General features: G+C 63.8%; 20 protein-coding genes. 12 read left to right on the forward strand and 8 right to left on the reverse strand.

Annotation, left to right across the window (positions count from 1 at the left end; translation table 11 throughout):
* Positions 1-72: 72 nt before the first annotated feature.
* The 5 genes from XH88_RS07930 (at position 73) to fahA (ending at position 5,647) form a co-directional block, all read left to right on the forward strand.
* Positions 73-1,701 (forward strand): FAD-dependent oxidoreductase, encoded by a 1,629-nt coding sequence (locus tag XH88_RS07930; protein ID WP_271614855.1) that lies wholly within the window; start codon positions 73-75, stop codon positions 1,699-1,701.
* Positions 1,702-1,709: 8 nt separating this feature from the next.
* Positions 1,710-1,937, forward strand: a complete 228-nt coding sequence (locus XH88_RS07935) for a DUF2783 domain-containing protein (protein WP_271614856.1) — start codon at positions 1,710-1,712, stop codon at positions 1,935-1,937.
* 24 nt (positions 1,938-1,961) lie between these two features.
* Positions 1,962-2,918, forward strand: a complete 957-nt coding sequence (locus tag XH88_RS07940; RefSeq protein WP_271614857.1) for an MBL fold metallo-hydrolase — start codon at positions 1,962-1,964, stop codon at positions 2,916-2,918.
* Between the two features lie 2 nt (positions 2,919-2,920).
* A complete protein-coding gene (gene hmgA, locus XH88_RS07945) occupies positions 2,921-4,267 on the forward strand; it encodes a homogentisate 1,2-dioxygenase (protein WP_271614858.1) in 1,347 nt (448 codons plus the stop codon).
* Between the two features lie 108 nt (positions 4,268-4,375).
* A complete protein-coding gene (gene fahA, locus XH88_RS07950; protein WP_271614859.1) occupies positions 4,376-5,647 on the forward strand; it encodes a fumarylacetoacetase in 1,272 nt (423 codons plus the stop codon).
* A 2-nt stretch (positions 5,648-5,649) separates the two neighbouring features.
* Here the strand turns inward: fahA and XH88_RS07955 are convergent, their stop codons facing one another.
* Positions 5,650-5,961, reverse strand: a complete 312-nt coding sequence (locus XH88_RS07955; RefSeq protein ID WP_271614860.1) for a DUF1272 domain-containing protein — start codon at positions 5,959-5,961, stop codon at positions 5,650-5,652.
* A 74-nt stretch (positions 5,962-6,035) separates the two neighbouring features.
* Complete coding sequence (locus XH88_RS07960) at positions 6,036-6,515, reverse strand: Lrp/AsnC family transcriptional regulator (RefSeq protein ID WP_271614861.1); 480 nt, start codon at positions 6,513-6,515, stop codon at positions 6,036-6,038.
* 123 nt (positions 6,516-6,638) lie between these two features.
* On the opposite strand from XH88_RS07960, the gene hppD reads away from it, so the two are divergent.
* A complete protein-coding gene (hppD, locus tag XH88_RS07965) occupies positions 6,639-7,757 on the forward strand; it encodes a 4-hydroxyphenylpyruvate dioxygenase (RefSeq protein ID WP_271614862.1) in 1,119 nt (372 codons plus the stop codon).
* 128 nt (positions 7,758-7,885) lie between these two features.
* Here hppD and XH88_RS07970 read toward each other — a convergent pair whose 3' ends face one another.
* The 4 genes from XH88_RS07970 to XH88_RS07985 all read right to left on the reverse strand — a co-directional run bounded on the left by XH88_RS07970 (position 7,886) and on the right by XH88_RS07985 (position 12,929).
* Entirely contained in the window at positions 7,886-9,001 is a 1,116-nt protein-coding gene (locus XH88_RS07970) for a CaiB/BaiF CoA transferase family protein (protein ID WP_271614863.1), read from the reverse strand.
* 198 nt (positions 9,002-9,199) lie between these two features.
* Positions 9,200-10,000 (reverse strand): FAD binding domain-containing protein, encoded by an 801-nt coding sequence (locus tag XH88_RS07975; RefSeq protein ID WP_271614864.1) that lies wholly within the window; start codon positions 9,998-10,000, stop codon positions 9,200-9,202.
* 15 nt (positions 10,001-10,015) lie between these two features.
* Positions 10,016-12,358 (reverse strand): xanthine dehydrogenase family protein molybdopterin-binding subunit, encoded by a 2,343-nt coding sequence (locus XH88_RS07980; protein ID WP_271614865.1) that lies wholly within the window; start codon positions 12,356-12,358, stop codon positions 10,016-10,018.
* An 85-nt stretch (positions 12,359-12,443) separates the two neighbouring features.
* A complete protein-coding gene (locus XH88_RS07985) occupies positions 12,444-12,929 on the reverse strand; it encodes a (2Fe-2S)-binding protein (protein ID WP_209969521.1) in 486 nt (161 codons plus the stop codon).
* Positions 12,930-13,511: 582 nt separating this feature from the next.
* Here XH88_RS07985 and XH88_RS07990 point away from each other — a divergent pair.
* The 5 genes from XH88_RS07990 (at position 13,512) to XH88_RS08010 (ending at position 18,913) form a co-directional block, all read left to right on the forward strand.
* Positions 13,512-13,961: an SRPBCC family protein gene (locus XH88_RS07990; protein ID WP_271614866.1), complete on the forward strand. Its 450-nt coding sequence runs from the start codon at positions 13,512-13,514 to the stop codon at positions 13,959-13,961.
* Positions 13,962-14,252: 291 nt separating this feature from the next.
* On the forward strand, positions 14,253-15,968 hold the full coding sequence (locus tag XH88_RS07995; protein WP_271614867.1) for a PQQ-dependent methanol/ethanol family dehydrogenase: 1,716 nt from the start codon (positions 14,253-14,255) through the stop codon (positions 15,966-15,968).
* Positions 15,969-16,100: 132 nt separating this feature from the next.
* The gene (locus XH88_RS08000) at positions 16,101-17,312 is read left to right on the forward strand and encodes a c-type cytochrome (RefSeq protein ID WP_271614868.1); all 1,212 of its coding nucleotides are present in this window, start codon (positions 16,101-16,103) and stop codon (positions 17,310-17,312) included.
* Between the two features lie 121 nt (positions 17,313-17,433).
* On the forward strand, positions 17,434-18,120 hold the full coding sequence (locus XH88_RS08005; RefSeq protein WP_271614869.1) for a response regulator: 687 nt from the start codon (positions 17,434-17,436) through the stop codon (positions 18,118-18,120).
* Positions 18,121-18,214: 94 nt separating this feature from the next.
* On the forward strand, positions 18,215-18,913 hold the full coding sequence (locus XH88_RS08010) for a response regulator (protein ID WP_271614870.1): 699 nt from the start codon (positions 18,215-18,217) through the stop codon (positions 18,911-18,913).
* 112 nt (positions 18,914-19,025) lie between these two features.
* Here XH88_RS08010 and XH88_RS08015 read toward each other — a convergent pair whose 3' ends face one another.
* A complete protein-coding gene (locus XH88_RS08015) occupies positions 19,026-20,375 on the reverse strand; it encodes a hybrid sensor histidine kinase/response regulator (protein WP_271614873.1) in 1,350 nt (449 codons plus the stop codon).
* 5 nt (positions 20,376-20,380) lie between these two features.
* Positions 20,381-21,547 (reverse strand): FIST N-terminal domain-containing protein, encoded by a 1,167-nt coding sequence (locus XH88_RS08020; RefSeq protein WP_271614871.1) that lies wholly within the window; start codon positions 21,545-21,547, stop codon positions 20,381-20,383.
* A 265-nt stretch (positions 21,548-21,812) separates the two neighbouring features.
* Here XH88_RS08020 and XH88_RS08025 point away from each other — a divergent pair.
* On the forward strand, positions 21,813-22,908 hold a 1,096-nt coding region (locus tag XH88_RS08025; protein WP_333909238.1), incomplete at its 3' end, for a HAMP domain-containing protein.

Below are 22,908 nucleotides of genomic sequence, written 5' to 3' on the forward strand. Positions count from 1 at the left end.
CCGGTCCAAAATAGTTGCACGTGAGACTATCTAGCAGATCGGTCCCTTCCTGACCAGAGCCGAGGTTAGTGTATGGCTCCCGCCAATACGCATCAGGCCAAAACCCAGTTCGGCTATCGCCGCCACCCTGACCAGGATCGCCCCGGCCAAAATCCGGCCGAGCACCCGGTCGTGATCGTTGGCGCGGGCCCCGTCGGCTTGTCGCTGGCGATCGATCTCGCCCAGCGCGGCCAGCGCGTCGTCCTTCTGGATGATGCCGATCGCATCGGCGAAGGGTCGCGCGCGATCTGCTTCTCGAAGCGCTCGCTGGAATACTGGGACCGGCTCGGTGTGGCCGACCGCATGGTCGACAAGGGCGTGGTGTGGAGCGTCGGCCGCATCTTTCACGGCGAACAGCAGCTCTATCAATTCAATTTGCTGCCGGAGGTCGGTCACAAGCGGCCGGCCTTCATCAACCTGCAGCAATATTACGCCGAGGCCTATCTGGTCGACCGCATCCAGGATCTGCCCGCGATCGACCTGCGCTGGCGCAACAAGGTGACGGCGCTGGAGCAGCGCAACGATTCCGCCCTGCTGACGATCGAGACGCCCGAAGGGGCCTATCGTCTGCAGGCACAGTATGTGATCGCCTGCGACGGCGCTCGCTCGTCGCTTCGCCAGATGGTCGGCGCCGAATTCGCCGGACAGGTGTTCGAGGACCAGTTCCTGATTGCCGACGTCAAGATGACGGCGGAATTTCCGACCGAGCGCTGGTTCTGGTTCGATCCGCCATTCCATGCCGGGCGCTCGGCGCTGCTGCACCGGCAGCCGGACGATGTCTGGCGCATCGATCTCCAGCTCAACCGCTATGCCGATCCCACAGTCGAGAAGAAGCCGGAAAACGTGCGGCCGCGGATCGCGCGCATGCTCGGCCACGACAAGTTCGCGTTCGAATGGATCTCGCTCTACAAATTCCAGTGCCGGCGGATGGATCGCTTCATTCATGGCCGCGTGATCTTTGCCGGCGATTCCGCCCATCAGGTCTCGCCATTCGGTGCGCGCGGTGCCAATTCCGGACTCGAAGACGCCGAAAACCTGTCCTGGAAGCTCGATCGCGTGTTGCGCGGCGCCTCGCCCGCAAGCCTGCTCGAGAGCTACCATGTCGAGCGCAGCATGGCCGCCGACGAGAATATCCGCGAATCCACCCGCTCGACCGATTTCATGGCGCCGAACTCGCATCAGGAGGCGCGGCTGCGCAAGGCGGTGCTGTCGCTCGCCAAGGAGACCGAGTTTGGCAAGCGCATGGTCAATGGCGGCCGGCTGTCGGTGCCCTGCAGCTATGACACGCCGCTGTCGTCGCGGGATGCGGACGCGTGGCGCGGCGGGCCCTCGCCAGGCTGTTCCATGCTGGATGCTCCCGTTGCCACGCGGACGGGCGAGCAGGCCTATCTGACGGATGCTTTCCGCGAGGGTGGAACGGACTTCACCCTGCTGTCGTTCAGCAATGGCGCAGCGATTGATGCGCCCGAAGGCGTGAAGGGCATCCATATCGGCGGCGAGGGCGGACTCGCCGATCTCCAGGGCCTTGTCGCCAAGCGCTACGATGCCGAGCCGGGCTCTGCCTATCTGCTCAGGCCTGACGGCTACGTCGCCGCGCGCTTCCGCCATCCGACCGCGGCAGCGATCGCTGCGGCCCTGGCGCGCGCGGAAGATTTGAACTGAGGTCCCAGATGCCGTTGTCTACCAGTTCCAACTTTGCGCGACCCGATGACGCCTTTCGCGCTATCGTCGAGGCGCATCGTGGCCTCACCGACGAGCAGAGCGCCGATTTCGACACGGCGTTGGTCCTGATCCTCGCCAACCATATCGGCGATATCGATGTGCTGCGGGAAGCGATCGGATTGGCGAAGCGGCGCATGATCGACGGCCAGCAGCAGCAACAGCAGCAACAACAATAACCCTGTGACTCGAAGGACGAATTGATGGCGAAGAACTTCGCATCCACCGGCGATCTCTCCGAGAAGAAGATCACCTTTTCCGAGATCGGCACCGAACTCTATGCCTTCACGGCCGAGGGCGACCCGAACACGGCGGTCATCGTTGGCGACGACGGTTGCCTCGTGTTCGACGCGCAGGCGACGCCCGCGATGGCGAACAAGGTGATCGAGCGCGTGCGCAAAGTTACGGACAAGCCGATCAAATATGTCGTGCTGTCGCACTATCACGCGGTGCGCGTGCTCGGGGCCTCCGCCTACAAGGCGCAAGGCATCGTGGCCTCGCAGGAGACCTATCGTCTGATCGAGGAGCGCGGCAAGCAGGATTGGGATTCCGAGTACGGCCGTTTCCCGCGCCTGTTCCAGGACGCGCAGAGCATCCCAGGCCTGACCTGGCCGACGCTGACCTTCGAAGGCGAGATGTCGATCTATCTCGGCAAGCGCGAGGTGCGCCTGATGCAGCTCGGTGCCGGCCACACCTCCGGCGACATCGTCGCCTGGGTGCCGGATGCCGAAGTGATGTTCTCCGGCGACCTCATCGAATATCACTCGGCCTGCTATTGCGGCGATGCGCATTTGCGCGAATGGCCCATGACGCTGAACGAGATCCGCAACTTCAATCCCAAGGCGATCGCGCCAGGCCGCGGCGATGCGCTGAAGGGCACGGCCACGGTGCGCGAAGCCATCGCGATGACACGCGACTTCGTCACCTCGCTCTATGGCGCGGCCGAAATCTCGGTCGCCAAGGGCCGTACGCTGAAGGAATCCATGGCGGCAACGCGCGAGGTGATGGATCCGAAATTTTCCAGCTTCGCCATCTACGAGCACTGCCTGCCGTTCAACGTGTCGCGCGCCTATGACGAAGCGTCCGGGATCGACGATCCCGTGATCTGGACCGACAAGCGCGACCAGGACATGTGGGCTGCCCTGCAAGGAGGAGGATAGTCATGAACATCAATACCTCGCCTGATCAGATCATCCGCAGCTCGGCGCAGGTGACACCGGGTTACATGTCCGGCTTCGGCAACAGTTTTGAGACCGAGGCGCTGCCCGGCGCGCTGCCGATCGGGCGCAATTCGCCGCAGCGCTGCGCCTACGGGCTCTATGCCGAGCAGCTCTCGGGCTCGCCCTTTACCGCGCCGCGGGGCGCCAATGAGCGCTCCTGGCTCTATCGCATCCGTCCTTCGGTGAAGCATTCCGGCCGCTTCGAGAAGGTCGATGCCGGCCTGTGGCGCTCGGCGCCATGCCATGAATACGATCTGCCGATCGCGCAGCTGCGCTGGGATCCGACGCCGCTGCCGAAGGAAGAGGTCACCTTCGTCCAGGGCGTGCAGACCATGACGACGGCCGGCGACGTCAACACCCAGGCCGGCATGGCCGCGCATGTCTACCTCATCACCAAATCGATGGTGGACCAGCACTTCTACAATGCCGACGGCGAGCTGATGTTCGTGCTTCAGCAGGGCAATCTGCGGCTCGTCACCGAGTTCGGCCGCATCGATGCCGAGCCCGGCGAGATCGTCGTGATCCCGCGCGGCCTCAAGTTCCGCGTCGAGATTCCGAACGGTCCGGCGCGCGGCTATCTCTGCGAAAACTACGGCGGCGCCTTCACGCTGCCGGAGCGCGGACCGATCGGCGCCAATTGCCTCGCCAATGCGCGCGACTTCCTCACGCCGGTCGCGAACTACGAGGACAGGGACACGCCGACCGAGCTCTACGTGAAATGGGGCGGCTCGCTGTTCAAGACACAGCTAGCCCATTCGCCGATCGACGTGGTCGCCTGGCACGGCAATTACGCGCCCTACAAATACGATCTGCGCACCTTCTCTCCCGTAGGCGCGATCGCCTTCGACCATCCCGATCCCTCGATCTTCACCGTGCTGACCTCGCCGTCGGAGACGGCGGGCACAGCGAATATCGACTTCGTCATCTTCCCCGAGCGCTGGATGGTCGCCGACAACACCTTCCGCCCGCCCTGGTATCACATGAACATCATGAGCGAGTTCATGGGGCTGATCTACGGCGTCTACGACGCCAAACCGCAGGGCTTCGTCCCCGGCGGCATCTCCTTACACAATTGCATGCTGCCGCACGGCCCCGATCGCGACGCCTTCGATCACGCCAGCAACGGCGAATTGAAGCCGGTGAAGCTCACGGGCACCATGGCCTTCATGTTCGAGACCCGCTATCCGCAGCGCGTCACCGCGCATGCTGCGACGTCGTCGACCTTGCAGGACGATTACTCGGATTGCTGGAAGGGCCTGGAGAAGCGGTTCGATCCGAGCAAGCCGTGATCTTTGTTGCTCGTCATCGCCGGGCCTGACCCGGCGATCCATCCTTCTTCGAAATGATGGATGCCCGGGTCAAGCCCGGGCATGACGCTTATCTGATTGGAGACTCATGTGCCACACCCCAACGACCCCAGCCTCCGCTCCTTCATCGAGGTCGATCCTTCCTCCGACTTCCCGATCCAGAACTTGCCCTACGGTGTGTTCTCGACCGCGGCCAATTCGACGCCGCGGGTCGGCGTCGCGATTGGCGACTACGTGCTCGATCTCTGGGAGCTGGAGCAGAATTCACGGCTCGACGTCGGTCCGCTCGGCGTGTTCTCCGGTCCCTCGCTCAATGCTTTCATGGCGCTCGGGCCAAAGATCTGGACCAGGACGCGCGCGCGGATCAGCGCGCTCCTGCGTCACGATCAGCCGGAACTGCGCGACAACGAGGAGCTGCGCGACCGTGCGCTGGTGCCGATGCGCGATGCCAGATTGCATCTGCCGGTCACGGTTTCCGGCTACACCGATTTCTATTCCTCGAAAGAGCACGCTACCAATGTCGGCGTGATGTTCCGTGGCAAGGACAATGCGCTGCAGCCGAACTGGCTGCACATGCCGATCGCCTATAACGGCCGCGCCTCCACCGTCGTGGTGTCAGGCACCAAGGTGAAGCGTCCGCGCGGGCAGCTCAAGCCGCCGAACGTGGAGGTGCCGAGCTTCGCGCCCTGCAAGCGGCTCGACTTCGAGCTGGAGATGGGCGTCGTCATCGGCCAGTCCTCGGCCATGGGCGGCATGCTGAGCGAGCAACAGGCCGAGGAGATGATCTTCGGCTTCGTGCTGCTCAACGATTGGAGCGCGCGCGACATCCAGCAATGGGAATATGTGCCGCTGGGCCCGTTCCTGGCCAAGGCTTTTGCGACCTCGATCAGCCCGTGGGTGGTGACGCGCGAAGCGTTGGAGCCGTTCCGTGTGAAGGGGCCGGCGCAGGAGCCTGTGCCGCTCGACTATCTCAAGCAGGCGAAGCCGCAAAACTACGACATCGCGCTCGATGTTGCCTTGCGTGCAGCCGGCGCCAACGCATCCGTCAGCATCAGCCACACCAATTTCAAATACATGTACTGGTCCTCGGTGCAGCAGCTGATGCATCACGCCTCCTCGGGCTGCGCCATGAATGTCGGCGATCTCTTGGGGTCCGGCACCATCTCCGGCCCGGACAAGAACCAGCGCGGCAGCCTGCTCGAGATCAGCTGGAACGGCACCGAGCCGGTCGAACTACCCGGCGGCGTCAAGCGCTCGTTTTTGGAAGACGGCGACAGCCTCGTGATGCGCGGCTGGTGCCAGGGCAACGGCTATCGCGTCGGCTTCGGCGAGGTTGAGGGCACGATTGTGCCCGCGGAGTGAGCCTACCGCCTCTCCGGCGGCACGTCGCGAATGCGCGCGCAATGCGCCGCGACGTCCTCGACGCTGTACTTCAAATGCACCCGCTTGTCCGACGGCGCCTGCTTCGCCGTGCAGACGCCCGGCCGCCATTCCTGCGCGGGGCGGATCGGGCGCGGGGCGAAGCCGCCGCCGCAGTTCGGGCAGACGTTGAAGAGTTTCGTCTCGACGCAATCCGCACAGAACGTGCATTCATAGGAGCAGATCCGCGCATCGATGGCATCAGGCGGCAGGTCGCGGTCGCAATACTCGCAGTTCGGTCGAAGCTCGAGGGCCATGGTCAATGTCTCCCGGATTGGCCGCGATCATCGCCGATCGCATGCCGGGCGCGAATGGCGTAGTTCCCTCGATTTCAGCCAGCCGTCGGCTCCTTCAGCGGCAGCTTCGCGCTTTCCTTGAGCCGATCGAGCACGATCGAGGAGCGCACATGCGCCACGCTCTGGTGCGGCATCAGGACGTCGTTGACGAGGTTGGACAGACCCTTGAGATCGCGCAGCACGGCCTTGAGCACGTAATCGGCATCGCCCGTCAGCGAGTAGGCCTCCTGAATCTCGTCGATCCGGTTCACCAGCGCGCGAAAACGCTTGGAATTGTCCGGCGAGTGGGTCGCCAGCCCCACCTGGATGAAGGCGATCACGCCGAAGCCGAGCGCCTCGCTGGACAGGTCGGCATGATAGCCCGCGATCACCTTCTCCTCCTCCAGCCGCATCCGGCGCCGCGAACATTGCGAGGCTGACAGGCCCGCGAGGTCGGCCAGCTCCTGATTGGTCAGGCGGCCGTCGTCCTGGAGCGCGCTGAGGATCTTGAGGTCGAAGGCGTCTACCGGAATCATGCGCAATCTGTCCATTTGATGCACGGACCGTGCATAGGATAGCGAAACTGCGTGTCGTTTGCACGCTCATTGCGAGGCCCATGAAGGATAATTCCAATGTGTAGCAATTTGGGAGAACCGCCAATGGGTCCGTTTCCGCACGATGCACCGCCGGCCACTGTCAGCGCCGACAATCCGATGGGCACCGACGGGTTCGAGTTCGTCGAATATGCGCATCCGAGCCCGCAAGAACTGCACACGCTGTTCAAGCTGATGGGCTATGCGCCGGTCGCGCGCCACAAGACCAAGAAGATCACGGTCTATCGCCAGGGCGACATCAACTATCTCGTCAACGAGGAGCCCGGCACTCACGGCTATGAGTTCGTCGCCGCGCACGGCCCGTGCGCACCGTCGATGGCGTTCCGCGTCGTCGATGCGAAGGCGGCCTATGACCGCGCGATCGCGCTCGGCGCGGAGCCGGCCGACGTGTCGTCCGCGCAAAAGACGCTCGACGTGCCCGCGATCAAGGGCATCGGCGGCAGCCTGCTTTATCTGGTCGATCGCTACGGCGCCAACGGCTCGGCCTATGACGCCGAGTTCGAATGGCTGGGCGCACGCGATCCCAAGCCGGTCGGAGCGGGCCTGTTCTATCTCGACCATCTCACCCACAACGTGCACCGCGGCCGCATGGATGTCTGGGCCGGCTTCTACGAAAAGCTGTTCAACTTCCGCCAGATCCGGTTCTTCGACATCGAAGGCCGCGCCTCCGGCCTGTTCTCGCGTGCGCTGACCAGCCCGGACGGCAAGATCCGCATTCCGATCAACGAGGACGCCGGCGATTCCGGCCAGATCGAGGAATATCTCAAGACCTATCGCGGCGAGGGCATCCAGCACATCGCCTGCGGCTGCCGCGACATCTACCGCACCATCGAGGGCCTGCGCGAGGCCGGCCTGCCCTTCATGCCGTCGCCGCCGGACACTTATTTCGAGAAGGTCGATACGCGGTTGCCCAAGCATGGCGAGGACCTCGCGCGTCTGAAGAAGAACGGCATCCTGATCGACGGCGAGGGCGTGGTCGAGGGCGGCCAGACCAAGGTTCTGCTGCAGATTTTCTCGGCCAATGCGATCGGCCCGATCTTCTTCGAATTCATCCAGCGCAAGGGCGATGACGGCTTCGGCGAGGGCAACTTCAAGGCCCTGTTCGAGTCGATCGAGGAGGATCAGATCCGGCGTGGTGTGCTCAAGGTGGAGACCGCGGCATAGGGCGTCAGTCACGCTGTCGTACAGGGTGGACAAAGCCAAGCGTGCCCGCCACTTTCTCTGTTTATCGCGAGAGATGGTAGGCACGGCGCCGTGCGCCTTTGCCCACCCTGCGGATTTGTGCGCTTCGTCTACCTCGCAGACTTCTTCCACGCCTTCATCACCGCGCCGATCTCCGCCGCCTCCGGCTCGCGCGCCGCTGACGGCGTGCGCGAGAAGCGCGGCGCCGGCGCCGGCTGCTTCACGCCGTGCCGCTCGATGAAGACGTTGCGGGCGACCATGTGCGGATGCTCGGTCGCTTCCGACATGGTCAGAACAGGCGCGAAGCAGATGTCGCTGCCCTCCATGATCTTGCACCACTCTTCGCGCGTCTTGCTCTTGAACACGGCCTTCAGCTTTTCCTTCAGCGCGGGCCAGGCCTTGGGGTCCATCTGCGCGTCGAAATCGGCATCGGTCAGGCCGGCATGCTGGCGCAGCAGCGCATAGAACTGCGGCTCGATCGAGCCGATCGACACGAAATGGCCGCAGGCGCATTCATAGACGCCGTAGAAATGCGCGCCGCCATCGAGAAAATTCCGGTTGCGGCCCTCGGTCCAGCGACCGAGCGTCTTCATGTCGAAGAAGAACGACATCAGCGAGGCCGCGCCGTCGCACATCGCGGCATCGACCACCTGGCCCTTGCCGGACCTCTGGGCTTCCAGGAGTGCTGCGAGTATGCCGACGACGAGATAAAGCGCGCCGCCGCCGAAATCGCCGACCAGGTTGAGCGGGGGCACCGGCGCCTCGTCGGTGCCGATCGCGGCGAGCGCGCCGGTGATGGAGATGTAGTTGATGTCGTGCCCGGCGGCATTCGCCAGCGGACCTTCCTGGCCCCAACCGGTCATGCGTCCGTAGACCAGCTTTGGATTGCGTGCGAGCACGACATCAGGTCCGAGGCCGAGCCGCTCCATCACGCCGGGGCGAAAGCCTTCGACCAGCGCATCTGCATTGGCGAGCAGGTCGAGCACCTCGGCAATCGCCGCCTTGTCCTTCAGGTCGAGCTCGATGACCTTGCGGCCGCGGCCGGCCACCGACTTCATGCTCTTCTTCGCGCCGACGCGGTCGAGCGTAACGACGTCGGCGCCCATGTCGGCCAGCATCATGCAGGCGAACGGGCCGGGTCCGATCCCGGCAAATTCGACGACACGGAAGCCCGCGAGCGGGCCGGAGGTTCGGATGGATGAAGCGGGGGCTGCTTTGTCGAGCACGTTTTTGTTTCCTCGGGTCGCGGGCAAGCGCCGGAGATCCGGCCAACGCCTCTGACGTTGCTCTTGGGGGCGAGTTAATTGGCTGATTAACTTCTCTCGCCTTCACGCCAGCGAGGCAAGCGGTTTTCATGCCGCATCAGCAAAATAAAACGGCGCGCACCGGAGTGCGCGCCGCGGAAAATTTGTGTCGAGGCGCTGTTAGCTCGCCGAAGCCACGGCGCGCTGCGCCATCACCTTGACGAGGTTGGCCCGGTACTCCGCCGCGCCGTGGATGTCGGCCAGCAATCCGCTGGCGGGAATGCTGACGCTGTCGAGCGCCGACGGCGACCAGTTCGCCTTCAGCGCGGCCTCGATGGCGCCAACCCGCATCACGCCGCTCTGCGACGCGCCGGTCGCGGCCACGCGGATCTCGCCGGACTTCGTCTGTGCGACGAAGACGGCGGTCAGCGCAAAGCGCGAGGCCGGATGGCGCATCTTGGCGTAGCCCGCTTTCGCCGGAACCGGGAACGACACGGCCGTGATGATCTCGCCGTCCTCCAGCGCGGTCGTGAACAGACCCTTGAAGAAGTCCTCCGCGGCAATCGACCGCTTGTTGGTCTTCACGGTGGCGCCGAGCGCGAGCAGCGCGGCCGGATAGTCCGCGGCGGGATCGTTGTTGGCGATCGAGCCGCCGATCGTGCCGCGATAGCGCACGGCAGGATCGCCGATCAGCGAGGCCAGATAGGCCAGCGCGGGGATCGCCTTCTTTGCGGCCTCGCTGGTCGCGACGTCGTGATGCGGCGTCGCGGCCTTGATGGTCAGCGTGTCGCCGGCAGCCTCGACGCCGATCAGCTCCTTGATCTTGCCGAGGTCGATCACGTCAGAGGGGCTGGCGAGGCGCTGCTTCATCACCGGCAGCAGCGTCTGTCCGCCGGACAGGAATTTTGCCTCGCTGCTCTTGCCGAACAGGCTGGCGGCCTCATCCACCGAGGAAGCGCGATGATAGGTGGTCTGGTACATCTTCGGTCCTCCCTCTTAAGCCGCGTGGATCGTGCGCCACACCCGGTCAGGGGTTGCGGGCATTTCCAGGTTGTTCTTGCCGATCGCATCCGTGATCGCGTTGATCACGGCCGCGGAGGCGCCGATCGCGCCGGCCTCACCGCAACCCTTGATGCCGAGCGGATTGCCCGGGCACAGCGTCGTGGTGTGGGAGAGGTTGAAGGAGGGCACGTCGTCGGCGCGCGGCATGGCGTAGTCCATGAACGAGGCCGTGACCGGCTGGCCATTGGCATCGTAGACCGCGTGCTCGAGCAGCGCCTGCCCGATGCCTTGAACAAGGCCGCCATGGACCTGGCCTTCCACGATCATCGGGTTGATCAGCCGGCCGAAATCGTCGGCCGCGACGAAGTTGACGAAGGAGGTCTTGCCCGTTCCAGGGTCGACCTCGAGCTCGCAGATGTAGGTGCCGGCCGGGAAGGTGAAGTTGGTCGGGTCGTAGAAGGCGCTTTCCTTCAGGCCCGGCTCCATCCCGTCAGGGAGATTGTGTGCGGTGTAGGCCGCGAGCGCGACCATCGGCAGCGCAATGGCCTTGTCCGTGCCGGTGACCTTGAACTCGCCGTTCTCGATGACGATGTCCGCTTCCGAGGCTTCGAGCGCATGTGCCGCGATCTTCTTGGCCTTGGATTCCATCTTCTCCATCGCCTTCAGGATCGCGGTGAGCCCGACCGCCGCGGAGCGCGAGCCGTAGGTGCCCATGCCGAACTGCACCTTGTCGGTGTCGCCATGGACGATCGAGACCTGGCTGATGGGAATGCCGAGGCGATCCGCGACCAGCTGGCAGAAGGTGGTCTCGTGACCCTGGCCGTGGCTGTGCGAGCCGGTCAGGATCTCGATGGTGCCGACCGGATTGACGCGCACCTCGGCGGATTCCCAGAGACCGACGCCGGCGCCCAGGCTGCCGACCGCCTTCGACGGCGCGATGCCGCAGGCCTCGATGTAGCAGGACACGCCGATGCCGCGCAGCTTGCCGTCGGCTTTCGCTTTGGCCTTGCGGGCGGGGAAGCCGGCATAGTCGATCGCCTTCATCGCGGCATCGAGCGAGGCGTTAAAGTCGCCGGTGTCATAGGCCATGATCACGGGCGTCTGGTGCGGGAACTGGGTGATGAAGTTGGTGCGGCGCAGCTGGGCCGGGTCGACCTTGAGCTGCCGCGCGGCCGTCTCCATCAGACGTTCGATCAGATAGCTTGCCTCCGGACGGCCCGCGCCGCGATAGGCGTCGACCGGCGTGGTGTTGGTATAGACGCCGATCACCTCGGCATGGATCGCGGGGATGTTGTACTGCCCGGAAAGCAGCGTCGCGTAGAGATAGGTCGGCACCGAGGACGAGAACAGCGACATGTAGGCGCCGAAATTGGCGTAGGTCTTCACCTTGAGGCCGGTGATCCTGTTGTTGGCATCGAACGCCATCTCGGCATGGGTGACGTGGTCGCGGCCGTGCGCGTCGGTGAGGAAGGCTTCGGTGCGGTCGCCGGTCCATTTCACGGGACGGCCGACCTTCTTCGAGGCCCAGAGCGCCACCATCTCTTCGGGGTAGATGAAGATCTTCGAGCCGAAGCCGCCGCCGACGTCGGGTGCGATCACGCGCAGCTTGTGCTCGGGGGCGATGTTGTAGAACGCCGACAGCACGAGGCGGGCGACGTGCGGGTTCTGCGAGGTCGTGTAGAGCGTGAAGTGCTCCTCCGCGGCATCGTAATCGGCGATCGCCGCCCGCGGCTCCATCGCGTTCGGGGCGAGGCGGTTGTTGGTGACGTCGAGCTTGACGACATTGGCAGCCTTGGCGAAGGCGGCGTCGGTCGCGCCCTCGTCGCCGATCACCCAGTCGTAGACCTGGTTGCCGGGCGCCTCGGGGTGAAGCTGCGGCGCGCCTGATTTGATCGCGGCGTGAACGTCGGCGACAGCCGGGAGCTCTTCATAGTCCACGACGACCGCTTCGGCTGCGTCGCGCGCGAGATTCTTGCTGTCGGCGATCACGACCGCGACGGCCTGACCGACGAAGCGCACCGTCTCCGGCGCCATCGCCGGCCATGCGCCCATCTTCATCGGGCTGCCGTCCTTGGAGGTGATGGCCCAGCCGCAGATGAGGTTGCCGACCTTGTCGTCGACCAGCTGCTGGCCGGTGAGCACCGCGACCACGCCCGGCATCTTCAGAGCGGCGGACGAATCGATCTTCTTCACCTTGGCGTGCGCATGCGGGCTGCGGATGAAATGAGCATGGGTCATGCCCACCAGTTTGATGTCGTCCACGTACCGGCCCTTGCCGGTAATGAAACGCTTGTCTTCCTTGCGCACGACGCGCGCGCCGATGCCTTCAACACCCATGTCTGGTCCTCCCGACCGGAAATTTCCTTGACCGCGCTTTCCCTCGAAAGCGACAGCGGTGGTTGTTCTTTCGAGGCGAGCCGCTCTACTCGGCCGCCTGCGAGACCTTCATGCGTCCGGCTGCATCCAGCACGGCCTTGACGATGTTGTGATAGCCGGTGCAGCGGCAGATATTGCCTTCGAGCTCCTGACGGACGGTCGCTTCGTCGAGCTGGCCACCATGACGCTGCACGATGTCGATCGCCGACATGATCATGCCCGGCGTGCAATAGCCGCACTGCAGGCCATGATTGTCGCGGAAGGCGGCCTGCATCGGATGCAGTTCGTCTCCCTTGGCGATGCCTTCGATGGTGGTGACATTGGCGCCGTCGGCTTGACCCGCCAGCATGGTGCAGGATTTCACGGCCCTGCCGTCCATATGCACGACGCAGGCACCGCACTGGCTGGTGTCGCAGCCGACATGCGTTCCGGTGAGGTTGAGGTGATCGCGCAAGACGTGGACCAGCAGGGTGCGGTCCTCGACGTCGACGGCAACGGCCTTGCCGTTCACCGTCAGTTTGACTGTAGACACAGTGTCGTCCTCCCGAATGTTTGTCGTTATTCCAATTAGAGACAGCGCGAACGAAACTTTGCAACTGGGATTTTGCTGATGATGCGTCATGGAAAGGTCATCGTGGCGGCTGCCGCCGATGCGCGATTCGATCACGGCTAGTCCATGCCGCTGCCGATATGTGGCGCGGCCTCGCGGAGAGCTTTGGAGAAAGACAGCCGCTGTGTCTTCGACAGCGTGTGCTTGATCGCCATGGCGCAAAGCGCTTGCTGGACGCGCCTTACGCCTTGCCCGGTCGCAGGTCGATTTCTCCCTTGAATGCCTTGTTCGTTGCGCGAATAGGAGCACGCGTCCATGCCGTTGTAATCGCGATCTTGGTAGTAGACGGTCGCGGATTAAGTCATTGATTTCATTTGCGGCGATGCAGCGAAGCTCTTCCTGAGGATCGTCGCTGGCAAGCCAGGTCGGCGCGGCGTCCGGGCATTCCGATGTTTCCAGGCAGCCAGGCGTCGGCAAGATCAGGCCTAGTACTTACTGGCGATTGATCGCAGCCGGGCGCCACCGTAGTCGGGCCTGACAAGCAACAGCAAAGGGATGGAAACGATGCAGATGAACGACAGCCGGCGCATCCCGGCATCGAAAGCCAAGGTGTGGGCTGCGCTCAACGATCCCGATATCCTGAGGCGCTGCATTCCCGGCTGCCAATCGCTCGAGATGTCGTCGCCGACGGAGATGACTGCGACCGTGGTGCTGAAGGTCGGACCGGTGAAGGCGACGTTCGGCGGCAAGGTGACGCTGACCGATATCGAAGCACCCACCAGCTATCGCATCGTCGGCGAGGGCGCCGGCGGCGTCGCGGGCTTCGCCAAGGGCGGCGCGACGGTCAGGCTGGAAGAAGAATCTCCTGACGTCACCATCCTGCACTACGAGGCGGATGCGCAGATCGGCGGCAAGCTCGCGCAACTCGGCTCGCGGCTGATCGATTCGACGTCGCGAAAGCTGGCCGCGAATTTCTTCGAAAGTTTTGCAGCTTTGGTAGCGCCATCATTCTGATCGCCGCATCCGGGCGGAGCTGTTCGCGATCGGGATCTGTAAGGCCGCGGCACCGTGCTGCCCCGATCCGACAGTTCATTTCGCGTTGGAAAACAGGGGCAAGACGCAAGCCTCGACAACGGGATGAGCAGCGAAACTTGCCACTGATTTTCACTACTACCTTCCGCCTATACTAAGCGCGCAGCAGCGATGTTGTAATTCCGAACGATGGTTCGCAGACAAACTGCGCATCACGAGCGCATCGCGCTCGGGCGCTCAACGCGGCGCATGCAACAACATCGGAGGGAATACATGACCTTTGGAACGAAGGGCTTCTTGGCTGGCATTTCGATGATTGCGATGCTGGCCGCCGCGACATCCACCGTTCGCGCCAACGACTCGCTGATCAAGGCGCAATCCGATCAGAACCAGTGGGCCGTCGCCGGCCACGACTACGGCAATACGCGCTTCAGCCCGCTCAAGCAGATCAACACCGAGAACGCCGGCAAGCTGACGCTTGCTTATTCGTTCTCGCTGGCCTCGCTGCGTTCGAACGAATCATCGCCGATCGTGATCGGCGACACGCTCTACGTCTCGACTTCGTGGGGCCCGAAATACGTCTATGCGCTCGAGGCCGCCACCGGTAAGCGCAAATGGACCTACGAGCCGGAAATTCCTGACGACGTGCTGCAATATGCCTGCTGCGACGTCAACAATCGCGGCGTCTCCTATGCCGACGGCAAGATTTTCGTGGGCCGCCTCGACGGCAAGCTGACGGCGCTCGATGCCGCGACCGGCAAGGCGCTGTGGACGACGAAGGTGGTCGACTACAAGCAGGGCTCCGTCATCACCTCGCCGCCGGTCGTCGTGCGCGACAAGGTCATCACCGGCTTCGGCGGCGGCGAGTACGGCGTGCGCGGCTCGCTCCAGGCGTTCGATATCAACACCGGCAAGCAGCTGTGGCAGACCTTCACCGTTCCCAGTCCGGATGAGCCCGGCGGCGACAGCTGGAAGGGCGACTCCGCCCAGCATGGCGGCGGCGCGGCCTGGCTGGTCGGCTCCTACGATCCGAAGAGCGACACGGTCTATTGGGGCACCAGCAATCCGGGCCCGTGGAACACGGGTGTGCGTTCGACCGGCGACGGCAATTTCGGCAAGCTGACCAACCTCTACACCGCCTCGACGCTGGCGCTCGATCCCAACACCGGCAAGATCAAGTGGCACATTCAGACCACGCCGGCCGATGCCTGGGATTATGACGGCGTCAACGAAAACGTGCTCGCGGACCTCAAGATCGGCGGCAGCACCGTTCCCGCGCTGATGAAGGCCGATCGCAACGGCTACTTCTTCGTCGCCAATCGCGAGACCGGCAAGGTTCTGTCGGCGGAAAAATACGTGTTCTCGAACTGGGCCAAGAAGTGGGACGTCGCCACGATGCGCGCGGTCGAGGATCCCGACAAGCGTCCGGGTCCGAACCATCCGGCGAAGGACATCTGCCCGAACCTGATCGGCGGCAAGAACTGGCAGCCGATGTCGTTCAACCCGCAGACCGGCCTCGTCTACATCCCGTCGAACAATGTCTGCATGGATTGGTCCGTCTCGGACGTCTCCTACAAGCGCGGGGTGTTCTATCTCGGCGCCGAATTCCCGACCAAGGAAGGTCCCGGCGGCTTCCTCGGCGAACTCATGGCGTGGGATCCGGTCGCTCAGAAGAAGGTGTGGTCCATCAAGGAAGACCTGCCGTTCAACGGCGGCACGCTGACCACCGGCGGCGGCTTGGTGTTCGCCGGCAACCTTCACGGCGACTTCCGCGCCATCGACGCGAAGAACGGCAAGGTGCTCTGGAGCAGGAATCTCGGCTCCGGCATCGGTGCGGGACCGGTGACCTACGAGGTCGGCGGTAAGCAGTACGTCGCCATCGTCGTCGGTCGTACGGCCGCGATACCTGCGTTCCTGGGCGATATTGGGAAGAAGATGACGGCCGCGGCTCCCGAGGGCGGTTCTCTCTTCGTGTTCTCCGTCCAGTGACAACTGGCGCGCGTATCCCAGAGGTGACGGGATACGCGCGCGCCTTTTCCAGATGACCATTGCGGCCGATGCCTGTTGCCGCAATCCTTGGCCCGACACAGCTCCGGCCCAGTAAAGCTATGGGAGACGAGGATGCGTCCGAATCATTCCGGCACCGGCACGAGCCGAAATCGCGCCATCTCAGGCCTGCTTGCTTGTGTCGCCGCGGCGTCGGTTGTTTCGGCCTCGCCGTTGCGCGCGGAGGAGGTGCCGCCGTTCCGTCTCTGCGCCGATCCGACCAATCTTCCGTTCTCGAGCGATAGTCCGTCGCAGCCGGGATTCTATGTCGAGATCGGGCAGGCGCTGGCGCAGGCGTTGGGGCGGCCGATCGCCTATGACTGGTACAAATCCTATTTCGGCAAGCGGACCGTGCGCGTCACGCTGCTCGGCAAGCAATGCGACGCCATGATCGGGTTGCCGCGCTCGGAGGATTTCATGGGACCGGCCGTGATCTTCTCCAGCGCTTTCGCCAGGGAGGGCTATGCGCTGGTGGCGGCGAAGGGACAGGTGATCGGCGGCGTCGACGGCCTCAGGGGCAAGCGCGTCGCGGTGCAGTTCGCCAGTACGCCGCAAAACCTGCTCGCGAGCCGGGACGATATCCAGAAGGTTACCGTGCTCTCGCCGGAGGAAGGCATGCAGGCGCTTGAACAGGGCAAGGCTGACGTCGCCTTCATCTGGGGACCTGTCGCCGGCTGGTTGAACAAGACCAGCTACGACGATCGCTATCAGATCCAGCTGACCGAGGGCGAAGGCCTGTCATGGGACGCCGCCATCGGCTTTGCGAAGACATCCACCGAGCTCCGCGATCGCGTCGATGCCGTCTTGCCGCAGCTTCAGAAGACGATCAGCGAACTCGCGGTGAAGTACGGCTTGCCGACGGGGCAACCGGTACGCTTCGGTGCGGCCCAGCCGGTGCCGGCGGGAACAACGACGGGGATGGGAACCGGTCCCAGTGTGGTGCAGGTCGCCAACGTGGTGGCGACCGAGGCCAAGGGCGACGTGAAGGGCGACGTGAAGGGCGATGCGTCCGCGCCGAACGCGGAGATCGTCGGTGCAGGCAAGGAGATCTTCAACGGCACCTGCGCGCATTGCCACGGTCCCGACGCCGTCCAGAGCGAGCGGAAGATCGACCTCAGGCTCCTGCATCACCGCTACGGCGACGACATGCGCGACACGTTCTGGAAGACCGTGCATGAAGGCCGGCCGTCCAAGGGCATGCCGGCCTGGAAGGAAGTGTTCACCGACGAGCAGTTCGACAGCATTTATTCGTTCCTGCTGACGGTCCAGGCGGAATCGAACGACTGAACGGCCTTGACCGGACGGGAGCGAGAAGATGTGCTAGCGTCCAGGCGGCATCATCCAGAGGCCGGACAGGCGCAGGATGGTGCCGCCGCCGCCCATGCGGTGGATTTATTTGGAAGGCGCCATGGCCAGCTTCCTGATCATCGATGATCATCCGCTGTTTCGCGAGGCGCTCGGCAATGCCGTCCGGCTGGCGTTGCCTGAGGCGCGAATCCTCGAGGCGATGTCGATCGAGGATGCTCTGCATATCCTGTCGGTCGAACAGGGGATCGACCTCGCGCTGCTCGACCTCTCACTGCCGGATGCGACCGGATTCTCCGGCTTTCTCCGCTTGCGCGAGACCCATCCGCGGCTGCCCGTCGCCATCGTGTCGAGCGAGGAGGACCAGCACGTGGTCCGCGAGGCGCTGGCGCTGGGGGCCGCCGGGTACTTGCCAAAGTCGACATCCAAGCGCGAACTGGCGCAATCGATCGAGGGCGTGCTCAGCGGATCGGTGTCGGTGCCGAAGGATTTTGTCGTCGCGCCGCTGCGGCGGCGGGCCGATAGCGACAAGGCGCTCGAGGTCAAGTTGCGCGAGCTCACGGGGCAGCAGCTTCGCGTGCTCGACCTGCTGCGCCGCGGCTTTCCGAACCGGCAGATCGCCCAGGAGCTTCGGCTCGCGGAATCCACGGTGAAGGCGCATATCACCGAGATCCTGCGCAAGCTCGGCCTGTTCAGCCGCAACAAGGCGATCGTCGAGGTCGGCAAGATGGACCTGCCCGATCCCAGGAGCCGACCCTATGCGCGCGTCGATCGCGGGAGGCCGCAATAATACGGCACGTCATTTTTGATCTGGATCAATCCGGTTCGCTCTGGCCCAGACATGTTTTATATAAGTGGGCGCAATGATCCGGGAATGGTCCAACGTGACGCGATTTCTGATTGTCGAAGATCATCCGCTGTTTCGCGAAGCCCTGGAAGGCGCCCTGCAACTGGCGACGCCCGAAGCTGACATCCTGCAGGCCACCTCGATTGACGGCGCGTTGGGGCTGCTGTCGTCGACGGACGGCGTCGACCTGATTCTTCTCGACCTTTCGATGCCGGGAACGACAGGCCTGTCGGGGATCATCCGCATCAGGAAGGCGTTTCCGCGGATTCCCGTCATCATCGTGTCCGGGTATCAAGATCCGCAGATCATCGGCAGCGCATTATCGCTGGGTGTGTCCGGCTACATCCTCAAATCCTCTTCGAAACGAGAGCTTGCGCAGGCGATCAGTGAGGTCTTGCGCGGCTCGATCTGTCTGCCGGACGCCTATCGCGGCTTGGCGCGGCCACAGCGGTCCGGAGGCCCCGCCCAGGAGCTGCTCAAGCGTCTGCACGACCTGACGTCGCAGCAATTGCGTGTCCTGGAAATGCTCCAGCGTGGCCTTCAGAACAAGCAGATCGCCTATGAGCTGAAGATTTCGGAGACCACGGTGAAGGTCCACGTCTCCGACATCCTGCGCAAGCTCAACGTGATGAGCCGCACCAAAGCCATCGTCGAAATGTCCAGAATTGATTTCGTGACGCTGGCAGCCGAGGGCGCCGCGTCAAGGCGCGAGTGTGCCCGGCCGGATCAGCCTTGACCTGATTTTTCCAGTAAATCATTGCCTTGGACTGATGTAACATATTACCGCTACTGTGCATGGGGTTGTTTTCGAGTTTTCGTTGCGGCCCCATCAGATAGAGCACGCGGACCTAGCTCAGCAGGAACGACAGCAGCGCCCGCATCTCGGCGGGCTTGATCGGCTTCTTCAACACCTCAAGGCCGAGGAGGCTTGCTTCCTTCGCGGCTTTTTCAGAATAGTCGGCCGTAATGATCATGGCGGGGGTGTCGAGCTTCAGATGCTCCCGGACGTCAGTAATGGCGGACAGGCCACTCTCGCGGTGATCGAGGTGGAGGTCGGCGATGATGGCGTCCGGCGCGCCACCGAGTTCGTTGAGACGCAGGAGCGCGTCCGCGGCCGACCGTGTGGTCGCGACGTCGCAGCCCCATCCCTCCAGCAGGGCGGCCATCGCCTCAGCGCCATCAGGATCGTTCTCGATCAGCAGGATCTTGGCGCCTTCGAGGCCGCCACAATGCCGCTCGGCGAGCTTGACCTCGTGCACCTCGTCGCTGACTTCAGTGAGGTCGGCCGACGCCAGCTCCAGGGTGAAAGTTGATCCCCTGCCGACCCGCGAGGACAGCCGTACCTCGTGTCCGAGCACCGTTGCGAAACGGCGGACGATGGACAGGCCGAGCCCGAAACCGGCCTGGTCGGTGGCGCTCGCCTCGCCGCGCAGGAACTCGCGGAAGATGGCTTCCTGCTGCGCCTGGGCAATTCCCGGCCCGGTGTCGGAGACCTGAATGCAGATGCGGTTGCCCCTCGTCCGGCATCCCATGATGACGCCGCCGCTGCGGGTATAGCGAATGGCATTCGCCAGCAGGTTCTGGAGGATCCTGCGCAGCATCATGGCATCGGAAGACACCGCGAGCGAGCAGGGGCGAATGCGCAAGGAAAGACCTTGCCTCCATACGGCCGGCTCGAACTCGTTTCGTAGCTGGTCAAACAATGGAGCGAGCGCAATCGGCCGCACGTCGGGCCGAAGCGCGCCCGCATCGAGCTTTGCGATCTCCAGCAGCGAGCGCAGCAGGTCTTCCAGCGTCACCAGCGAGCGGTCGACCTGATCGATCAGGACGCCCGCTTCCTGCGATTCCATCATCTCGGTCAGCGCCGACAGCGTCAGGCGTGCCGCGTTGAGCGGTTGCAGCAAATCGTGGGTGACGGAGATCAGCACCGAGGATTTCAGCGAGCTTGCAGCCTCGGCCTGCTGCTTGGCGCGGTAGAGCCCCTCATTGGCGCGCTCGACCGAATGCAGCGCCTCGCGCAACTGGTGCGTCCGGTCGCGAACCTTGTGGTCGAGCGCGATCGCGGTTTCGAACAATGAAAAGGCATTGAGCTGCTGGTCCATCGAGCGCTCGACGCGCGACATCAGCGCGGCGTTGATCTTCCGCAGCTTGGCGGCCTCGCGCTGCAGTTGGTCCATCGTATCGGAGCCCTGGGACATGTCCGTCACGCGGTGCGCCTTCCGATCGCGACGCCCGTAAAGGTCTGGTTCACATGCATCGAGCCGAACTGCTCGCCATAGGTATGAAAGCCGACGACGCGGTTCTGCCGGTACAGTTCGGACATGTCGCGGGCGAGCTGGTGCTGCTCGGCATCGAGGCGGCGGAGCAGACATTCAAAGCCGATATAGAGCGAGACGTCTCCGATCTGGTCGCGGATCTCGGCGAAGGTCTCGCGCGTCGAGCCGACCAGACTTTTCGACGAGGCCGCCGTCAGCACCATGCCCTCGTCGATCGCGCAGAAGAAATGCAGCGAGCCGTCCGGCTCGACGCGCTGGATCGACCTCGCGTAGTAGGAGCCGCCGACGCGCACCAGGACGGGATGGGATGCGAAGGAGAACGGGTCGAGCTTGGCGTCCATGATCCCGACCATGCGCGAATATTCCTCGGCCGCCGGCTCGGCATTCAACTCCCTGACCGTTCGATTTTCGATGTCGGCCTCTGTGACCACCATCTTCTGCGCCCGCGGCTCGAAATTGTCGCACTTGAAGACCCGGAACGGCAGCGACGTACTCAGCAGGATCAGGAGGGCGGCATTGCTGTGTGCCTCACCATCGAAGAACACAAAGGTCTTCTCGAAGCGCATTCCGTCGCCCGCGGAGCCGCCGACGACAGGGATATCGTCGAGCGAGGCATAGATCGCGGACATCACCGCCTCTTCGCGCCGGCACAGGCCATCGATCAAGACCAGGCCGAAGGGACTCCCGCGGTCGATCTGGGGGCTCGCCCGCAGCAACTCATGCCGGAGCTCGCCGCCGATCCTGCGGCCGTCCTCGACCCGGAAGCTGTCGAGATTGAGAATGGGCCGGACCGCGGCGGAGAAATCCGCGCGGCTGAAGGCGAGAGCGACGACACTGTTCTCGTCCCAGCCGTCAGGAGCGAGCTCGCCCGCGGTGGTGCAGCCGCACACCCGGGTCTCATCGAATTGTCGGGTGATCTCGGCGATGAAATGGTGAGGGTCGTAGCGGGGAGAGAGGAAAACCAGGATCAGCGCCAGCTCGTCGGATGGAAGCTGGGCCGCAAGCTCGGCCACGGCTTCATCGACGGTCGCCGCCTTCGATTTGGCAACGGCAACACCAGACGCACCGCCAAACCGAAACTCGGTTTGCCCCACTCCGCTTCTCCCTCGAGGACCAGCTTGGTCTGACGCCAAGTGCGTGATTATCGCCCGACAAGTGCCGCAAGAATAAGGCGTTTTCCGGTTGGCCGCAACACGCCGGTGGCGCCGGTCCGGCTCTCGGAGCAGGAGCTCTCTACGCTTTCAGGAAGCAGATCGGACGAATTTACCGCCCCTTATCGATTGTGCCTTAGTTTTGCGCATCCAGGTCCGGGGGCGGGGCGCTCCCGGATCGCGGCTCAAGTCTAAAGGGGGTTTGGGAATGTCCGGGCGTACCGCGTCGCCGTCCAAGCGCAGCTTGTTTCCGACCCTTCGGTTCCGCGCCAAGATCATCCTCGGCTTTGCCGCCGTGCTGGTGATCTCAGCAGGCAGCATGGCGTTCTCCTATTTTGGCTTCGAACGCGTCTCATCCGGCGTCGGGTCCTATCGCAGCAGCGTCTCGGAGGCCGATCTCGCCCGCAACATCGACCGCGAGCTGCTTGCCTACCGCTCGGCCGTCAAATATTTCGTCGTCACCGGCAAGGAAGACGATGCCAAGGCGGCGCTCGACGCCGAGGCCAGCCTGAAGGGTGCCATCGACCAGGCCGTCAAGAGCGCCAAGACGCCGGCGCGGCAGGACAGCCTCGACAAGCTCGCCAAGGAGTTTTCGAATTTCTCCGCGACCTTCGCCAAGGTCCTCAAGGCCAAGCGTGACAGCGCGCTGCTGGTGCAGAACCAGCTCTCGCGCCAAGCCAACCTCCTGAAATACAAGCTCGACGATATCGGTAACAACGCCTCCGATGCCGAGGCGCAAGCGATCGAGTTCGGCACGAAACAGGTCAACGCCCAGTTTCAGACCGCAAGCGCGGCGGCGACCAATTTCGTGCTGACATCCGACCAGGCGATCGCGAACAGTGCGCTGGCGCGGCTGAAATTCGTCGAGAACTCGCTTGGCGCGGTCTATTCCATGGACGACAAGATTGTCGCCGGCCTGAAGGATGCCAAGACCATTCTCGCCGCCTATCGCGAGGCGCTGGAGAAGCTGATCGCGAACGCCAAGCTGGTCGATGAGCTCGTCACCGAGATGAGCGGCTCGGCGGGCGCGATCCTTCGGGGCGCCACCGCCATGAAGGCGGATCTGGTTGCCGAACAGCAGCGCCTGGATTCGGAGTCGGAGGCGATCATCAGCAAGACCGAGCAACTGGTGCTGATGCTGGCCGTCGGCGGTACCTTGCTTGGCGCGGTCCTCGCCTTCCTCCTCGGCACTGGCATCTCGCGGCCGATGATCGCGATGTGCAAGGCGATGCGCGAACTGGCTTCGGGCAATTTCGATGTCGTGCTGCCGGGTCTTGGCCGCAAGGACGAGATCGGCGAGATGG

Source organism: Bradyrhizobium sp. CCBAU 51627, from assembly GCF_028128765.1.
Taxonomy (GTDB): Bacteria; Pseudomonadota; Alphaproteobacteria; order Rhizobiales; family Xanthobacteraceae; genus Bradyrhizobium.